We start from the raw sequence: 15113 nt of genomic DNA, 5'->3' as shown, positions 1-15113 counted from the left end.
TATCAAAGATTGATCGAAGATCGCGCAGGAATGCCCAAAGGAGCCGCGCGTCCCATCTGCCTGACTGCGAAATCGATACTTGTTTGCCGTTCACCGAAATCGGTAAGCTCGTCTTCTGCGGCATAGGAAAAGGACGGCTCAGTCACTTCAACGCTCCTCACCACATCGCCATGTGCCATCAGATCGATTCGATATCGCTCCTGTGGTTCGTCCATCGGGATGTCCAAGGCCTCCCAGCCATCTGCGTCCACCCGGCCGCATCGTGTCCAGCCTATGACGATGTCTCCATCAGCTCTCCTGTCGGCCCAAAGATGCACAGGTGCCAACGGAGTTTCGGCGCGCTCACCACCCGTAAACACACGAGGTCCGGCCTGACCGCCACCGCTGCCAAGGCTCTCGACGAGCCAGTTCAGCGACCGCCCGCGTTCCTCGCTGCCAAGCCCAAGCGACACCACCGCTTCATCCAGCACGACAAACGGACTGCCAGCCACGGCACCGGCCCCAGTCGCATCCTGCGTGCCGGCAAGCCCCCGCAGCAGACCGGACAGCCGCCAGCGTTTTGGCGCGATTTCCTGCGCCGACAGAAAGCCAATGATTTCCCAGGCACCATTCTGCGCCTTCACCGCGATCCGGTTTTCGCCGGAAAGAACCGCGACTTCATCGACCGATGCCAGCCCGCCAAAATGAAGATCCAGCTCCAGTACATTCGCATGATCGAACCGGCCAGAGACGCCGGGCCGCAGCGGCGAATACAGCGACCCGAGCCGTGCAGGGCGATCAATCGTCACCCGTGTGCGATATGCCTCGCTGGTTGCCGAGGAGGAGATCACCATGCGCCGCCACGGCCGGCAGTAACCGGCAACGCAGGCGAAACTTTCCGATGCGGCATCGGTCAGGCGCGGAAGGTCCATGAAGTGCAGGAGGGGCTGAAAGGCATCGGAAACGCCTCCGCCGCTTGTGTGGCCCCGGCTGGTCGCCACATGCGAACCGGAAGGCGGCACCGCCACATGATGGCTCGCCTCGATCCGGCGGATCGCGCCCTCTTCGATACGCTCAACCACGAATATCCCATCAGGCCCATCAACGAGCCGGATCGCGTCACCCGTCCCGATTGCCTGGTCGGCCGGTGAAATCGCAAAATTCACGGTCCGCCTGGCAATACGGTTTGCCCGCAGGGCAGCTTCAACCGCAGCAAGCGCCGTCTCCTCAAAAAGCGTCGCCGGCAGATCGTAGCCCAGCACCCGCTTGCCTGCGGCCACAACCGGGCGCGAGCGCACGCTTGCCTGCTCGTAGTCCAGCACCGGATTGAAGAAACCCAATGCGGTCTCGGCAGGGAAATCGCTGTCGTGCCCCCGGTTTTCCGTCCATAGCGGTTCATCCTCGATATCGGCCAGAACATTGATTTCATGCGGTTCAAGGCTCGAGGCCAATCGCGAGCGAAACCGTATCCGTCCGCCGTCCTCGACCGCATCGATCTGAAAGGCCTCCATCAGCGGCTCGATCAAGGCCCGCGCCGAAGTGAGGTCCGCCTGCACGAAACCGGTCAGGTCACCGCTGACCGCGGAAACATCGAAATCCTCGATGCCATGGTCAACAAGGATCGCGGCAATCGCATCGGCAAGCGTGGTGCCGCCAATACGCCCGTTAAGCCAGTGCCCGGTCCGCCAGTTGCTGCCGTCGCTCCAGAACGACAGGTCATCCGGAAAGGCCGGCTGCGGGCGCGCGTCCCATGTCCAGACAAAAACATGGTCCGGATCGACCATGCCCTGCGGTGCTGTATTGCCTTGCCAATGATCGTGGTGCGCCTGAAGAAAACGCCGCTGCTGGCTGTCAGATCTTCCACCCGAAGAGAAGTACGGCAGATTGCTTTCTGCCGATTTCGGATCGACGAAGACATTCGGCTGATTGGCGCCCTTGTCCACTGCCGGACATCCCAGTTCGGTAAACCACACGGGCTTCTGTCCCGGCATCCAGATCGTCGGCGTCGTCCGCTCCGCACCGTCTACACGGTCGAAATGCAGACTAGACCACCAGCTTTCGATATCCTTGTAACGAAAGACCCAGGGCTTGCCCGCCAGCCCGTCGGTTATGGGGGAGCGAAGGCGATTTTGCCGGTCAGCCTCACTGGCATAATACCAGTCATACCCTTCACCGGCTGCAATCTGCCCTGCCATCCCCGTCACGTCGTCGCGCGCAACAAAGCCATCCGGGTTACGCTTTATGAGGTCATCGTCGCGCCAGTCGGCGAGCGGCATGTAATTGTCGATGCCAACCGCATCGATGTCCGGAGAGGCCCAGAGCGGGTCGAGATGAAAGAAAACGTCGCCGCTATCGTCCTGCGGATGATAGCCGAAATATTCGCTCCAGTCGGCACCATAGGTTATCTTCGTCTCCGCTCCGACCCTCGCCCTGACATCCCCGGCAAGTTCGACCAGTTCATCAACAAAGGGAAACCGATCCGCCTCATCGCGCAATTGCGTCAGCCCGCGCAGTTCAGAGCCAATGATAAAGCCGTCTACACCACCCGCATCGCCCACCATATCCGCATAATGCAGAACCATGCGACGATAACCTTCGCTGTCTTGGCTGAAGGCCTCCACCTGGGCCCGAGCAACCGCCGTCCGGTCCACCGACCCGGCTTCTCCCGGGGCAGGATGACAGGTGATCCTGCCCCGCCAGGGATAGGCCGCCTGTTCACTGCCGCCATAAGGATCGGGCAAACCGTTTCCAGCCGGAACATCCATCATCACGAACGGATAGAGATAGACCTTCAACCCACGCGCCTTGAGATCCGCGATTGCCGCCCTGACGCTCCTGTCGCTCGGCGTACCGCCATAGGCAGGCGCGCCGTCGCGCCGGCTGACTAGGTAGGCCTCACCTCGCCCGATGCCCGCTACCGACCAGGGATCGCTTTCATCGCGCCGCGCCTCCACTTCGACACCCGGCCTGATCCGGCAATGCCCGGCACGGAGATCCGTGCCGAACCATGAAACGACCAGCGCCACCCGCTGAAGGTTCGGGCAAAGCGCCTGCAATTCATCGATCGAGGCCTGCCAGTCGGTCAGCGCCGTCGTCGTATGCCGGTTGATGATGCGGCCGCTGCCCTCACCGGTGCTCTCCGTTACCTCACCGGTCTGATAGCCATGCTCCGTCGCCCCCGGAATGATTGTCACCGCCCGGATCTGCGCCTCCAGCCTGCCAACCGGTCGCAACACCTCAAACTGCAGCAGCGGAATACGATTGCCGAACGCATCGAGCGGCAGCCTTTCGAAGACGACATAGGCCAGCCCGCGATAGGCCGGCGCCAATCCCTCTCCCTGTTTCGCCTCGATCAGCGGATCGGGCAGCTGTTCCTCGTCGCCGCGATAGACGCGCATTTCGATCGCGGTCAGGTCGATTTCCCGGCCATCGGCCCAGACACGCCTCACCGAAGCGATCGGCCCTTCGCACAACCCGATGGCGAAATTGGCAAAGTAGCGAAACGTCTCGATACGCGGGCCCGTCGCCTTGCCACCGGTGCGTTCACTCGTCACCTCCTCCTCGAAACGCGTCGCCCATATCAGCGTACCGCCGATCCGCGCCGTGCCATAAAGCCGGTTGATCGCACTCCCCTCATCGGCACCCGGAATCCGCGCCGTACCGAGCCTTACGCCCGAAATTGTAGTGTTTCCGTTGATCAAGGCCCGATCGACCATACTCCCGGCCAAAGCGCCAGCAGCCCGACCAACAATCGCGCCGATGGGACCAAGAACACCGCCGAGCGCCGCGCCCGCGGCCTGAAAAAGAAGAGTAGCCATGATCTCTCCCCACGCACCGGCCCTTACGACTGGATGCGCGCTAAAATTGTGATAGCGTGTGTATGTTTGAGAGCAAAAGCAGCACGCGCCGAGCCAGCCCGGCGCATCAGCGAAGGTTGGCTACGCTGACTTCGGCAGAAGCCCTGCTTTCGAACATGGAGGTAAAGTTATGAAGCTTCGGCCGATTAGCCTTACACTTATCTGGAGAGTAACCCGGACGGGCTGGTCAATGACCGTCCGGGTACATTTCAATAGATAAGCAAAACGGTGGGCGGGGCTGCAACCGCGCTCACCACTCCGACAATATACGCCAACTGACAGCCGTTTTCAATCAATCCGGGTTTCCGGAAAGCGATGCACGGCCGCAATCCTGCGCCGCCATGAAGCCACCAGCGCTGAGCGTATCACCGCAGCCTTTTCATAGGCGTGAATGAAATGCGTCGACCCAGCCAGAATACCGGCATGCTTTGCCGCACAATCCGGCCGCCAGCGAAACAGAAGCAGATCTCCCGGCCTCGCCTCTGCCAATGGCAAGGCCGGTCCGAACAATCGCCGCCCGGCCTGCATCAGTCTATCCTCGCCGCTGCGCTCGGCCCAGTCCGGCGCATAGGGCTGTACGACTTCCGGCTCCTGGCCATAAAGCTCGCGCCAGACGCCACGGATCAGGCCGATGCAATCGCAGCCCACGCCTTTTACTGCGCCCTGATGGCGATAGGGCGTGCCGATCCAGTTTTCCGCCAGCGCGACGATCCGATCACCCGGCCCCGTCATTCGAAAATCGGGCCGCCGTCATGGACCCGCTCCCCGTCTGCATAGGAATAGGCGAAGTCCGAACCCGGCACATGCGGGAAGCCACGGAAATTCAGCGAATTGGCGAAACGCTCCCGACACATTGAAAACGTCTTGTCGCAGCCGGCCGTCACGGTGAATGCCCGGCCCGGCTCGACCTCCTCTTCCAGCGGCAACCAGAGTGAAAGGACAGCAGTCCCGTCCTGGCGCCTGCCATGTCCATCCAGCTCGGCGGAAAGGCCTGACGAAAACACGACCCTGCCCTGCCGAAAAAAACCATCGGCGAAACCGGACAGCCCCGATACGAGCAACCTGCTTCTGTCGATCATCTCGACGACCGATCCTTCGCCACGCCAGGCGGCAAGATTCATCCTGCACCTGCCATCCCCCAGGCTCGCGTCGCAACGGCGATTGTAAAGCCTGCCCTGCGGCTGGTTCAGCCGGTGTGCCATGCTGCGCAGCTCCGCACGAAACCGGCCGCCGGCCCGCACGACCTCCCCGATTTCGCGTATATTCAGCAGCATGCGCTCATCCGGCGCGGCCCAGTTGACGAGAAACAGTTCCACCCGGGCACCATCATATCGTCCGACCGCCAGATCCTCTTCCTCGATCGCCGCACTTGAAAACCCACCTGCCACCTCGTCAGCTTCCGCGCCAAGTCCTGCGGCCTGCTCGCTTTCGCTCGCTTCAAAGCCGCTCGCCGCCAGAAAATTCGTACCGTCGAAACTAAGGTCGCGGTCGTGGTCGGTAAAACCGATCACGACGTCATCGCGCCGCGTCACCCGCCAGCAATGGCAGGTCGTCGTCGCCTGCCCGTCGAGATGCGTCTTGAACGCCTGCGGGATTGTCCTCATGCCAATATCTCCGTCAGCGGAATGGTCGGGATACGCCCGGCATCGAAATGCGCGAGGTTGACGTCGATCCGGTCGATGTCGAAACGCACCGGCACGTCGAATTCATATCCGGCCTCGATCAGCGCGCCGGCCACCGGCACATGCCCCGCAGCAAAGGTCACCATCCCGGTCGTCGCATCGACCGTATAGGTCGCATCCGTGACAGCCACGCCTTCCACGGCAACCAGCACGCTCTCCCGAACCGGCTTGGTGATCCGCCGCGTCCAACTGCCACCCGCATCCTGATAGGCCTTTACCAGTTGAAACACGGCTGTCACGCCATCGCCGGTGCCGATGATCTGGTCGTTTGCGGACACTACCCCGCCCGGTGAGCAGGAGGCCCAATCCACCGGATCGCGAAAGCGAAAACCATACAGTTGCCCCCGCCGCGCCTCGAAGAACTCCAGCACTGCATAAAGATCGGTGAGCGAGCGGATACCCGATCCGACCTCATAGCTGCGGCGGCTATCGCGCCAGCGCTGGTTGCGCTGTTCCCGCCCGTTCGAGAGATTGACGATATCCGTGCGCCGCACCGGCCCGCCGCTCGCGCCGAGCGCCAATCGCAACGGAAAACGTATTTCATGAAACCCGCTCATGCCGATTTCCCCCTAAAGTGTCCGGTTCAAAGCCCTCTGCGCCCACGCATCACGCTGCGTGCGAGCATGGCCGAAACCTGCGCCTCGCTCTTGCGAAAGCTCGCGACATCCGTCGCCGTCACGTTGAAAACGATCTGTGGCCCTGCCCCGCCGCCAGCCGAAGCCACGCCGACCGAGCCATCCGGTCCGCGTTTCAACGGCAAGATCGCCTCCGGCCCCGCCTCGCCCATCAGGCCGGTGCCGCCATTCATCGGAAAATAGCTTGGTGCCCGTACGACCCCGCCATCGGCAAACGGCGTCACGGATCCGATCAGCGATCCCACGGCATTTCCGAGCAGGCCTTCAAGCGGCTTCAGGCCGGCACTCAGCGCAATATCCGTCAGCCGGTTGCCCAATCCGCGCAGCACGTCCTCCAGCCCCTTGCTGCCGGTCGTTGCCGATCTCAGCGCACCGGTCAGCGCCGTACCGAACCGCTGCGACCTGGCCTCCAGATCCGCCATCACGTCCGAAAGCGCCTCTGCACCGGCAAGCGTTGCAGAGACATCCGTATCGTCGTTTTCCATTGTTGTTCTCCGTGAGCCACAGTTCCTCATCCGCCTGCGGGGAGAGGACCAGGATGAAGGTCAGACATTGCTGCGCCGACGCCCACATCCGGAAACGCTCGCATCAACGCATCCAGTTCGGCCCTGCCAGCCGCCATCTCGCGTGGCCGCGCGGCACCTGTCATGAGAAGGAATTCCACCGGCGTCAGCGCCCAGAAATCCCGTGAAGAAAGCCGCAGCAGGTAGAAGCCGACATGCATCACCACGTCCCAGGGAAATGGCGCCGACGCGCCTGCCCTGTCGTGACGCACATTCTTTCCCGCTGCGGCATTCAAGGGTTTGCTGCAGCACCCTCCCCGCGCCCGGAAAAGGTCGCTGTCAGCAGGTCGCCAACGATACCGGCATAGGTCGCGATCCCTCCCTCGACGCTCATTGCCGCCACCTCGTCGTCCGAAAGCAGATTTCCGCCGCCGCGCAGGCCCGCGCCAATGATACGGATCATGTCGGCGGACTTCAGCCTGCCGGAGGAAAAACGCGCCGCCAGCCCGTTCAGGTCTTCCGCGGAAAATGCCGTCTCGAGTTCCGCCAATGCGCCCAGCGTCAGGCAAAGGATACGACGCTCGCCGTTCAGCACCGCCTCCACCTCGCCGCGGTGCCGGTTGGCCCGGCTGCCGGTTATCGTCGCCCCGGCCATCACAGCGCACCGAAGGTGATTGCGCCGGCGGATTCAAGCGCCAGTTCAAAGCGCACCTCGCCATTATGCTCGCCGGAATATTCGAGAGCGCTCACCTGAAACGGACCGGCGATCGTACCGAAACCCGGAACGACGACCTGCCAGTTCAAGATCGCGGAGGCGAAGAAGGCGGCTCTTACCTTTTCATCGCTCGCCTGATCCTTGAATATCCCGGCGCCTGTCAGCGATGCGCGCTGGACACCCGCGCCGCCCAGCAATTCCCGCCAGCGCCCGACGCTTTCCGCATCCGTTACATCCACCGTCTCCGCGTTGAATGCGAGACGACGCGATCTCAACCCCGCCACCGTCATGAACGTTCCGCCATCGTCGACCTTCAGAAGCAGGTCCCTGCCTTTCTGCGCTGCCATTCTACCATTCCTTTTCGATTGGTTGTCGTCTTCGCCCGAAAGGCCACTTCCCGCTGTTACGAGGACCTGCTACAGCCGTTACCGCCAGTTCCCTTCGCGATGTCCCGCCATGCCTCATCCCCCCAGTTCGGTCAGAACCGTGAGCGTCCTCGCCGTTGGGCAATTGATCGGATGGGGAACGACATTCGAAGCAGTCGGGGCGATCGGCCGCAAGCTCGGCTCGGATCTTGGCCTTGCAAACGAGATCGTCTTTGCGGGCCTATCCGTCATGATGATCACGAGCGCCTTCGCAAGCCCGTTGACGGGCAGGATGCTGGAGCGTTTCGGCGCCTCACGCGTGCTTTCCATCGGAACCCTGTTCTTCGCCGCAGGACTTTGCGTTCTGGCCAGCGCACAAGGGGTGATCGGCTACATAACTGCCTGGATCATCCTCGGTCTTGGTGCAGCGCTTGCCCTCAATGCCCCGGCTTTCACCGCCGTGGTCGAACGCGAAGGCGTCGAGGGAAAGCGCACGATCGCCATTCTCATGCTGTTCACCGGCCTGTCGCCGACGATTTCCTGGCCGCTGCTCAACCTGCTGCATGATCTGATCGGCTGGCGTTCGACCTTCCTCTGGGCCGCCGGATTGCAGGTCTTCGTCTGCCTGCCGCTCTATCTGTTCGGCCTGCCGAAACCGGTCGCCCGGGAAACCGCACGCATATCGGCCAACACCGCACCAGTACCGCTGACTGCGGCCGGCAAAAAGGCAGCCTTCATCTTCGTGGCGCTCTCAACGGCAATCGCCTCCTTCGTCACCTTCGGCCTGTCGCCTTCCCTTCTGGAAGTGCTGCAACAATCCGGTGCCACGCCTGAACTCGCATTGCAGCTTGCCGCAGCACGCGGCGTGCTCGGCATTTCGGCACGCGGTTTCGATATGCTGCTCGGCAAGCACGGTAATCCCTTTCTCACCTCGGTCAGCGGGATCAGCCTGATGATTGCCGGCTTTAGCAGCCTTCTCCTGTTGCCACCGTCAACTGTCAGCCTCTGGATCTTTGTCGCACTTTACGGCTTCGGCTCGGGCATATTGGTCGTCGCCCGCGCATTGCTGCCGCTGGCGCTGTTTTCGCCGAGCGAATACGGCCGTCAGGCGTCACGGCTGATGATGCCGCAGAATATCGCCAACGCCATCGCCCCGATCCTGTTTACCGCCCTGCTTGACCGAACAGGGGTGTCAACCGCACTCATCATTTCAATCCTGCTCACGCTTGTCGCTCTCTGCTCGGTCATCCTTTTGATCTCGCTTGTCAGAAAAGCGCGCCGAACGGCCAGCATCGTCACTCCGTCACGGCCCTGAAACGTATCTCGCTGAGATAATATCTGGTCTTCGGCTCGCGACGGCTTCGCGCACTGATCCTGAGCAGGTTCACCAGAAGGGCACCGTCGAGCGCCAGATCCGCATTGTCGAGCAGCGCCGTCACCTTCGCCGTAATCTCCAGTGCCTGCCGCCGTCCGTCTCCCTCTGACCAGACCTCCAGTGTGATAAGATGCTCCTCGCCGGCCTCGGTCACGGTGGAAAGATCGCGGGTCTCCATTTCGCCGATCACGATTGCGGGTAGTTTCGGCCGCGTCTGCAGGCGATCACGAATGCCATCCGGCCCGATCAGCGCCGTCAGCACCGCATCGCCGGCAAGCCGCAAATGGATAGAACTCAGAAGTGCATTTGCCGCACTCATCCCGCGCCCTCCTCGCAAAGACAGGTCAGATAGCGCCCGGTCTCATCCGGGTCCTGGACCAGCTTCACCGCAAACAGCCGAGCACCCTTGCGCAAACGCTGTCCAGCAGAAACATCGCTGCGAAACCGCAGCCAGATGCGATGTGTAATCGTGCCGATCTCGGCACCGGCCCGTTCGGCAAGGCTTGCCGATACCGGTTCGACCTTGGCCCACATGGCGGCGGTCTCGGTCCAGTTCACCGTCGCGCCCCCTTGCCCGTCCGGTATTCTGACCGGGCCTTCCAGCAACAGCCGCGCCGTCATCTGGCCGGGGTCGAAGAAGACCACCATCAGAGCCTCCGCATCCGGAACGGCGCGATCAGCCGCTCGTAGCCGTCGGGAACACCGGCCGGCTGCTGCTCTGCCGAGATGACGCCGCGAAAAGCGAACATGTGGCCTATATGGATCAGCATCGCCCGTTTCAGCGTGTCCGGCACATCCGTTCCCGCCTCACCATAACCGGCCGAAAAATCGATCTCGATACCATTCACGGCCCGGCCCGGAGAAGGTGGTTCACGCAGCCAGAGCCGTGCCGGACGCCCCACACCGTCGAGCAGATGGTCTTCAAGCGAAACATCAACGGCTGCGCCATCGGCATCATAAATCGTAACGGATAGAATCGCTTGCAGCGGCGACTTGAGGATTGGGATCACTCCGTCCGTCTGCCATCGATCAAGATAGAGCCGCCAGCTTTGCGCGATCAGGCAAAGCCCCGTCTCGCTCTCCAGAAACGTGCGGGCGGTCGTGATCAGCGACAGGAGAAGCGCATCCTCTTCACCGCCATCAAGCCGCAGATGCGCCTTCACCTCGGCAAGCGTCAGCGGTTCCGCCAGTGGCGGATCGATCAGTGCATAGGTCATGGAAATCCCTTGGGTAAGCGAATAGCGAATTGAGGGTGGCGAATAGGGAGATGGCTTGTAGCGATGGGAGAAAGCGGTCGCGTCCGCCCCTCCATTCGCTATTCGCCACTCCCTATTCGCTTCGCGGTAGCATCAGCTCACCGCAAACTTCACCAGCTTGATCGCCTCGAAATTCTGCACCCCGCCACCGACACGCTTGGTGGTGTAGAACAGGACGTAAGGCTTGGCCGAATAGGGATCGCGCAGGATACGCACTCCCGCCCGGTCGACGACCAGATAACCCGAACGGAAATCGCCGAACGCGATCGACAGCGAACCCGCCGCCACATCCGGCATTTCTTCGGCTTCCGCCACCGGAAAGCCCATCAGCGTTGCCGGCTGACCGGCAGATGCCGGCGGGCGCCACATGTAGTTGCCGTCGGCGTCCTTGAACTTGCGGATATCGGCCTGCACCTTGCGGTTCAGCATGAAGGTGCCGTTCTGCCTATGCCCCGCCTTCAGCGAATAGATCGCGTCGACCAGCGTGTCCGATGGTCCGGTGGATTTCCAGGCGCCCGCGGCCCCGGTCGCGATATAGCCGAGATTGCCCCAGGTCCAGACGCTGTCGGCCACCGCTGTGTAGGACAGAAATCCCTTCGGCTTGTTGACGCCATCGCCGCGGATGAAGGCATCGCCCTCCTGTTCGGCAAAGACGATATCCACCTCGCCGGCAATCCAGGCCTCGATATCGACCGCGGCATCGTCAAGCAGCGCCTGCGTTGCCGCCGGCATGGCGTAAAGTTCCATGGTCGGAAACGACAGTTCGGCAAGCTGCGGCGCATTGGTCTGCGGCCGCGCCGCTGTCTCAGCCACCCAGCCTGTGGCAAGACCGGTCGTCGCGAACGGCTTCTTCAATACCGCGGTCGAGACGGTGCGCACGGTCGAAAGCGCCCGCATCGGCGAGACGACGGCAACCCGCCTGCCGATCTCGCTATCCGTCTCGTCCGGCACGAGATAACCGCCATCCGCACCGCTGCCTGCCGACATCGCCTTGGCTTCCAGCTCGCGCAACCCCGCCTCGTCACCACGGCGGACATAGGCATCGAAGGCGGCCTTGTGCTCCGCCACGTCCGGCGACAGCTCGGCTCCTCCATGGGTATTGGCACGGGCCGATCCGAGCTGCGGCCGTGCCTTCTTCAGAACAAGCTGGTCGAGAACCTTCTTCTGGTCGTCCATTGCCCGGTTGATACGGTCGACCTTGTCACGAGTGACGATATCCGATGTCAGCTTCTGCTCGATTTCGCCGAGCCTGCGGTCGTTGACATCCTTGAAGGCCTCGAACGCCTCCATGAACTCGTCGAAAGCCGCCGTTACCGTCTCGGGTATGGCCTTCACTTCGGGCGCCACCTTGTTTGCCTGCATAACCTGCTCCGTCATATCGATTTTCCCTTGAAGCTTGAGGTGAACATCATCTTCGCCGCCCGCCGCATCTGGCGGACGAGTTCTGTTTCCCGATCTCGAAAGAACCGGGCATGCTTGACGTCGGAAACCCTGGCCGATGGCAGCATCGGAAAGGTCACGACGGAAATTTCCCAAAGATCGGCTTCGAGGATGCGCCGCACCCCTGTCTTGGCATCGGTGCGCGCCTTGACGGTCCGAAACCCGATCGAAAGCCCGTCCAGCGCACCCGTTTTCATCAGTGAAAACACCTCGCGCGAGCGGCCCACGCCCGGCGACAACACGCCCTCGACAAAAAGCCCGCGGGCATCCTCGCGGATCGTCTTCCAGGCGCCGATCGGCTCGTTCGGATCATGCTGGTAAAGCATCCGCACGCCATCCGCGCCGCGGGCGACAAGCGAGTTCAGAAACGCCCCGCGCTCGATCTTGTCCTTGCCGAGATCGACCTCGCCGAAGACGCTGGCATAACCGGAAAAGGTGCCGTCGCCGGTAATCCCGGCCAGTTCCAGATTGGCGAATTTTCGGGCCGTCGGGCGCAAAGGAATACGCATGGGGGCGCGATGCCCGCGGTAAGCGTGCATGGAAATCTCCTGAATGAACTTAGCGAACGGCTCGGCGTGCGCTCTTGGCTGAGTTGAAGCCCCGTGCGAGCCGCACTATATTCGGAGCACGGGTCCTTGAATGGAGCGCGCCATGCAGACGTTGATGCTCATCGCACTCGGTCTCATCTCAGGCACGGCAGTGATAGCTGGAGCAGTTGGCCTTGCCCTGCATCCACCAGCCATTTTCCGAAAGCCACTTCTGGCCGATGCCCTCGAAAGAGCGGATCACGCCCTGGGAGACGCGGTCATGTATACCGGCACCGATGAAGGTGGCGGTGGTGGCAGCCACAGCTGACCACCTAACGTCGACCGCCATATCTCTCTGCCACCCGCGACAACGCGCCCAGCACCCACCAGGCGCAGAGGCTCGCCGCAGCCGACCCCGCCAGCATCGTTTCCGCTCCCGAGAGCATGCCGGAAATGCCGAGCCTTTCTGCCAGCCACAGCCCCGTCGGTCCGCCAAAAATCAACCCGCATGTCACGCCCGTCGCAAACCGGCTCGCCGCCTCGCGCCTGCTTTTGGGCAGAAGGTAGATCAGCGACACGCCGGCACCTGCAAAAGCCCCCGCCGTCTTCGCCGCCCAGACGCCGATGATCGCGCCCGGATCATGTCCAAGGTCTGCCATAGTTAATCCCTTGTCGGTTAGAGAGGGGGGCAGTCAGTCGAGATCCCAATCAGGCGCATCTCGGAAAGGCGTGTACCCACAGCACCTTCGGACAATTGCGGCGCCGTGTTACCGCGAGCGCAGGCGGATATTGGTCAACTTTCAGAATCGCTTGTAGAGAAGCCTTGAGAGGTTGAGTCCGACGCTTCGGAGGTTGCGTGAGAGGCTGAAGCTTGAAAGCTGCAGCCGATACCTGCCTTCTCAACGCTCAGTCGAGCTTGAACTGCGGGTACTCTGCCTCGACCTCTCTCGGGGCTTGTCTTCCGTGACGAATGGCAACCACCATGATCCCCACGTCGTCTTCTTGATAATCGATCTGGTAGGGCGCGGAGATATAACGCCGAACCCCTTTAGCACCATCGATGACAGGTCCGATCTGCGGATGCTCGCCAATCAGTTTGGTCGCGGCCCTGATTTGCCGAACAACGGCAAGAGCGACACGCTTATCGAATTTCGCCAGATAGCCCTGCTCACGTTTCAGATAGGCCAAAGCTCGATCCGAAAGGCGAATTTTCATCAGGCGGCGTCTTCTCTAGAAAGGCGCTCAAGTTCGGCAAAAACCTCTTCGGCGTCGTGGACGCGACCGGCCTTCACATCGTCTAGCCCCTGCCTAATTTCGAGCAGATCGCTGCCCTCATTGATCAGGTAATATTTCAACGCCCGCACAATCACCCAGCTGCGGCTGCGATCGGCAGTTTCGGCAATCCTCTCGATATCCTCGAGAATGTCTTGCGGCACACGCAGCGTGATCGGATCGGACAGGACCGGCTTGTCGGCCGATTTGTCGGCGTTCTTTTTGTCAGCCAAAGGAGCCTCCATTTGTAATACGACGTATTACAAATTACACCCATGCGGCCATTCGCTCAATATCCCACTGCCTCGCGTTTCTCGTCGTCGGTCAGAAAACCCGCCGCCCCGACCCGCGCCCACAGCGCTTCACGCTCGGCACTCAGCCCCGCAATCCGGTCGAGATCCGGCTCCAGCCGTAATTCCCCGTAGATCTCGGACAGCCAGGCGGAAAAGCTCGCGGCAGTCCGCGCAATCAGCGGCAGCACGGTCAGCCTGTAGAAGGCGCGGTTGGCCTCCTGGTAATTGGCATAGGTATTGTCGCCGGGAATACCGATCAGCATCGGCGGCACGCCAAGCGCCAGCGCGACATCCCTTGCGGCGCCATTGCGCGCCTCGATGAAATCCATGTCCTTCGGCGAAAGCCCCATCGCTTTCCAGTCTAGCCCTCCCTCGAGCAGCAAGGGCCGCCCCGCATTGACGGCACCGGAATAGCCTGCCTCCAACTCGTCCTTCAGCCGCTGATACTGGTCGGCCGAAAGATTGCCGCCATCCTTCGGCTGATAGACGAGCGCGCCGGAAGGTCTTGCCGAATTGTCGAGCAAAGCCTTGTTCCAACCCGCCGCCGCATTGGAGAGATCGAGTGCTGCCCCCGCCGCCACAAGCGGCGAAAAGCCAGAATGGTCGTCGAGCGGGTGAAACAGCTTTAAGTGCAACAGCGAAAGCCGCCCATCCTCTGCTTCAGCCGCCAGCCTGCGCGTTCGCCCGCCGGCGCGATAATCATACCCCGTCACCCAGCCATCGCGCCCCTCGACGACGCTCACCCGGTCGGGCCGCAGCAGATGCAGTTCCCGTAACGATCCGCCGATCGCCAGCGGCTCGACATAGGCATTGCCGGACAGGAGCAGATGCCCGTAGAGCGCCTCGAAAAAATCCGGTCCGCCCTGCCGTCCGTTTGGACGCAGAAGCAGCGCCAGCGCCGGATGATCCGCAACCTCCGCAACACCTTCGTAAGCCGGCCACGGCACAGCGGCTGCAGCCTCCGCAATCATCCGCACCGCCCGATATGCCACCGGATTGCGCATGAACCCTGTCCGCGCCAGCGCCGCATAAGACCTGCCGGACCAATGCGCCGTTCCCTCGCTGGCAAGCACCGCAAAGGCGGACGCGACGCCCGCCGCCATCTTCACCTCGGCCACGGCCGCACCGCCCTTCCCTTGATCTGCAGACACGGCTTTGCGTTCCCCCGTGGAAAGCCACGGCAGGCGAAAAGGAGATTTCATTACGGTGATCCT

Annotated in this window: 19 protein-coding genes; 1 reads left to right on the top strand and 18 read right to left on the bottom strand. The window is 61.9% G+C overall.

The genetic code is table 11. The features are described 5' to 3' along the window. Nucleotides 1–2 precede the first annotated feature (2 nt). The 8 genes from ACI3K0_RS07835 to ACI3K0_RS07800 all read right to left on the bottom strand — a co-directional run bounded on the left by ACI3K0_RS07835 (nucleotide 3) and on the right by ACI3K0_RS07800 (nucleotide 7718). Entirely contained in the window at nucleotides 3–3797 is a 3795-nt protein-coding gene (locus ACI3K0_RS07835; protein WP_404945219.1) for a glycoside hydrolase/phage tail family protein, read from the bottom strand. A gap of 327 nt (nucleotides 3798–4124) precedes the next feature. Next, nucleotides 4125–4568: an NlpC/P60 family protein gene (locus ACI3K0_RS07830; RefSeq protein ID WP_183822594.1), complete on the bottom strand. Its 444-nt coding sequence runs from the start codon at nucleotides 4566–4568 to the stop codon at nucleotides 4125–4127. Next, entirely contained in the window at nucleotides 4565–5440 is an 876-nt protein-coding gene (locus ACI3K0_RS07825; RefSeq protein ID WP_404945218.1) for a DUF2163 domain-containing protein, read from the bottom strand. Before ACI3K0_RS07825 ends, ACI3K0_RS07830 begins: the two co-directional genes overlap by 4 nt. Further along, nucleotides 5437–6075, bottom strand: a complete 639-nt coding sequence (locus ACI3K0_RS07820; RefSeq protein WP_183822597.1) for a DUF2460 domain-containing protein — start codon at nucleotides 6073–6075, stop codon at nucleotides 5437–5439. The genes ACI3K0_RS07825 and ACI3K0_RS07820 overlap by 4 nt, the downstream gene beginning before the upstream one ends. Before the next feature lie 26 nt (nucleotides 6076–6101). Continuing rightward, nucleotides 6102–6638, bottom strand: a complete 537-nt coding sequence (locus ACI3K0_RS07815; protein ID WP_183822599.1) for a phage tail tape measure protein — start codon at nucleotides 6636–6638, stop codon at nucleotides 6102–6104. A 26-nt stretch (nucleotides 6639–6664) separates the two neighbouring features. After that, complete coding sequence (locus tag ACI3K0_RS07810; RefSeq protein ID WP_343062382.1) at nucleotides 6665–6928, bottom strand: rcc01693 family protein; 264 nt, start codon at nucleotides 6926–6928, stop codon at nucleotides 6665–6667. 20 nt (nucleotides 6929–6948) lie between these two features. Beyond that, nucleotides 6949–7311 (bottom strand): gene transfer agent family protein, encoded by a 363-nt coding sequence (locus ACI3K0_RS07805; protein WP_183822601.1) that lies wholly within the window; start codon nucleotides 7309–7311, stop codon nucleotides 6949–6951. Next, nucleotides 7311–7718: a phage major tail protein, TP901-1 family gene (locus ACI3K0_RS07800; protein WP_183822603.1), complete on the bottom strand. Its 408-nt coding sequence runs from the start codon at nucleotides 7716–7718 to the stop codon at nucleotides 7311–7313. Before ACI3K0_RS07800 ends, ACI3K0_RS07805 begins: the two co-directional genes overlap by 1 nt. 109 nt (nucleotides 7719–7827) lie before the next feature. Between ACI3K0_RS07800 and ACI3K0_RS07795 the strand changes: the two genes are divergently transcribed. Beyond that, the gene (locus ACI3K0_RS07795) at nucleotides 7828–9051 is read left to right on the top strand and encodes an MFS transporter (protein ID WP_183822605.1); all 1224 of its coding nucleotides are present in this window, start codon (nucleotides 7828–7830) and stop codon (nucleotides 9049–9051) included. Here the strand turns inward: ACI3K0_RS07795 and ACI3K0_RS07790 are convergent. The 10 genes from ACI3K0_RS07790 to ACI3K0_RS07745 all read right to left on the bottom strand — a co-directional run bounded on the left by ACI3K0_RS07790 (nucleotide 9032) and on the right by ACI3K0_RS07745 (nucleotide 15101). Next, nucleotides 9032–9430 (bottom strand): DUF3168 domain-containing protein, encoded by a 399-nt coding sequence (locus ACI3K0_RS07790; RefSeq protein ID WP_183822607.1) that lies wholly within the window; start codon nucleotides 9428–9430, stop codon nucleotides 9032–9034. The two genes, ACI3K0_RS07795 and ACI3K0_RS07790, sit on opposite strands and share 20 nt — an antisense overlap. Continuing rightward, on the bottom strand, nucleotides 9427–9759 hold the full coding sequence (locus tag ACI3K0_RS07785) for a phage head closure protein (RefSeq protein ID WP_394353638.1): 333 nt from the start codon (nucleotides 9757–9759) through the stop codon (nucleotides 9427–9429). The genes ACI3K0_RS07790 and ACI3K0_RS07785 overlap by 4 nt, the downstream gene beginning before the upstream one ends. Then, complete coding sequence (locus ACI3K0_RS07780) at nucleotides 9759–10328, bottom strand: head-tail connector protein (protein ID WP_183822609.1); 570 nt, start codon at nucleotides 10326–10328, stop codon at nucleotides 9759–9761. The genes ACI3K0_RS07785 and ACI3K0_RS07780 overlap by 1 nt, the downstream gene beginning before the upstream one ends. A 132-nt stretch (nucleotides 10329–10460) precedes the next feature. After that, nucleotides 10461–11744: a phage major capsid protein gene (locus tag ACI3K0_RS07775; RefSeq protein WP_183822611.1), complete on the bottom strand. Its 1284-nt coding sequence runs from the start codon at nucleotides 11742–11744 to the stop codon at nucleotides 10461–10463. Continuing rightward, on the bottom strand, nucleotides 11741–12346 hold the full coding sequence (locus tag ACI3K0_RS07770) for an HK97 family phage prohead protease (RefSeq protein WP_148145549.1): 606 nt from the start codon (nucleotides 12344–12346) through the stop codon (nucleotides 11741–11743). The genes ACI3K0_RS07775 and ACI3K0_RS07770 overlap by 4 nt, the downstream gene beginning before the upstream one ends. 148 nt (nucleotides 12347–12494) lie before the next feature. Next, nucleotides 12495–12656, bottom strand: coding sequence for a hypothetical protein (locus ACI3K0_RS07765; protein WP_404945217.1), 162 nt, complete (start codon nucleotides 12654–12656; stop codon nucleotides 12495–12497). Between the two features lie 10 nt (nucleotides 12657–12666). Further along, nucleotides 12667–12993, bottom strand: a complete 327-nt coding sequence (locus ACI3K0_RS07760) for a DUF6107 family protein (protein WP_183822615.1) — start codon at nucleotides 12991–12993, stop codon at nucleotides 12667–12669. A gap of 247 nt (nucleotides 12994–13240) precedes the next feature. After that, complete coding sequence (locus ACI3K0_RS07755; protein ID WP_183822617.1) at nucleotides 13241–13549, bottom strand: type II toxin-antitoxin system RelE/ParE family toxin; 309 nt, start codon at nucleotides 13547–13549, stop codon at nucleotides 13241–13243. Then, nucleotides 13549–13839: a CopG family ribbon-helix-helix protein gene (locus tag ACI3K0_RS07750; RefSeq protein WP_148145553.1), complete on the bottom strand. Its 291-nt coding sequence runs from the start codon at nucleotides 13837–13839 to the stop codon at nucleotides 13549–13551. Before ACI3K0_RS07750 ends, ACI3K0_RS07755 begins: the two co-directional genes overlap by 1 nt. 56 nt (nucleotides 13840–13895) lie before the next feature. Beyond that, nucleotides 13896–15101, bottom strand: coding sequence for a phage portal protein (locus ACI3K0_RS07745; protein WP_404945216.1), 1206 nt, complete (start codon nucleotides 15099–15101; stop codon nucleotides 13896–13898). Between the last annotated feature and the right edge of the window lie 12 nt (nucleotides 15102–15113).

The sequence above is a fragment of the Rhizobium sp. ZW T2_16 genome (genome assembly GCF_044987325.1).
Lineage (GTDB): Bacteria > Pseudomonadota > Alphaproteobacteria > Rhizobiales > Rhizobiaceae > Neorhizobium > Neorhizobium cellulosilyticum.
The sequence above is the reverse complement of the archived record's forward strand: the minus strand, read 5'-3'. Positions and strand labels throughout refer to the sequence as shown.

Excerpts from the sequence above, each read along its gene's own strand:
- ACI3K0_RS07790 (WP_183822607.1), bottom strand. The coding sequence starts at position 9,430 with ATGAGTGCGGCAAATGCACTTCTGAGTTCTATCCATTTGCGGCTTGCC.
- ACI3K0_RS07815 (WP_183822599.1), bottom strand. The coding sequence starts at position 6,638 with ATGGAAAACGACGATACGGATGTCTCTGCAACGCTTGCCGGTGCAGAG.
- ACI3K0_RS07825 (WP_404945218.1), bottom strand. The coding sequence starts at position 5,440 with ATGAGGACAATCCCGCAGGCGTTCAAGACGCATCTCGACGGGCAGGCG.
- ACI3K0_RS07835 (WP_404945219.1), bottom strand. The coding sequence starts at position 3,797 with ATGGCTACTCTTCTTTTTCAGGCCGCGGGCGCGGCGCTCGGCGGTGTT.
- ACI3K0_RS07775 (WP_183822611.1), bottom strand. The coding sequence starts at position 11,744 with ATGACGGAGCAGGTTATGCAGGCAAACAAGGTGGCGCCCGAAGTGAAG.
- ACI3K0_RS07830 (WP_183822594.1), bottom strand. The coding sequence starts at position 4,568 with ATGACGGGGCCGGGTGATCGGATCGTCGCGCTGGCGGAAAACTGGATC.
- ACI3K0_RS07795 (WP_183822605.1), top strand. The coding sequence starts at position 7,828 with ATGCCTCATCCCCCCAGTTCGGTCAGAACCGTGAGCGTCCTCGCCGTT.
- ACI3K0_RS07755 (WP_183822617.1), bottom strand. The coding sequence starts at position 13,549 with ATGAAAATTCGCCTTTCGGATCGAGCTTTGGCCTATCTGAAACGTGAG.
- ACI3K0_RS07745 (WP_404945216.1), bottom strand. The coding sequence starts at position 15,101 with ATGAAATCTCCTTTTCGCCTGCCGTGGCTTTCCACGGGGGAACGCAAA.
- ACI3K0_RS07760 (WP_183822615.1), bottom strand. The coding sequence starts at position 12,993 with ATGGCAGACCTTGGACATGATCCGGGCGCGATCATCGGCGTCTGGGCG.
- ACI3K0_RS07800 (WP_183822603.1), bottom strand. The coding sequence starts at position 7,718 with ATGGCAGCGCAGAAAGGCAGGGACCTGCTTCTGAAGGTCGACGATGGC.
- ACI3K0_RS07780 (WP_183822609.1), bottom strand. The coding sequence starts at position 10,328 with ATGACCTATGCACTGATCGATCCGCCACTGGCGGAACCGCTGACGCTT.
- ACI3K0_RS07805 (WP_183822601.1), bottom strand. The coding sequence starts at position 7,311 with ATGGCCGGGGCGACGATAACCGGCAGCCGGGCCAACCGGCACCGCGGC.
- ACI3K0_RS07820 (WP_183822597.1), bottom strand. The coding sequence starts at position 6,075 with ATGAGCGGGTTTCATGAAATACGTTTTCCGTTGCGATTGGCGCTCGGC.
- ACI3K0_RS07770 (WP_148145549.1), bottom strand. The coding sequence starts at position 12,346 with ATGCACGCTTACCGCGGGCATCGCGCCCCCATGCGTATTCCTTTGCGC.
- ACI3K0_RS07785 (WP_394353638.1), bottom strand. The coding sequence starts at position 9,759 with ATGGTGGTCTTCTTCGACCCCGGCCAGATGACGGCGCGGCTGTTGCTG.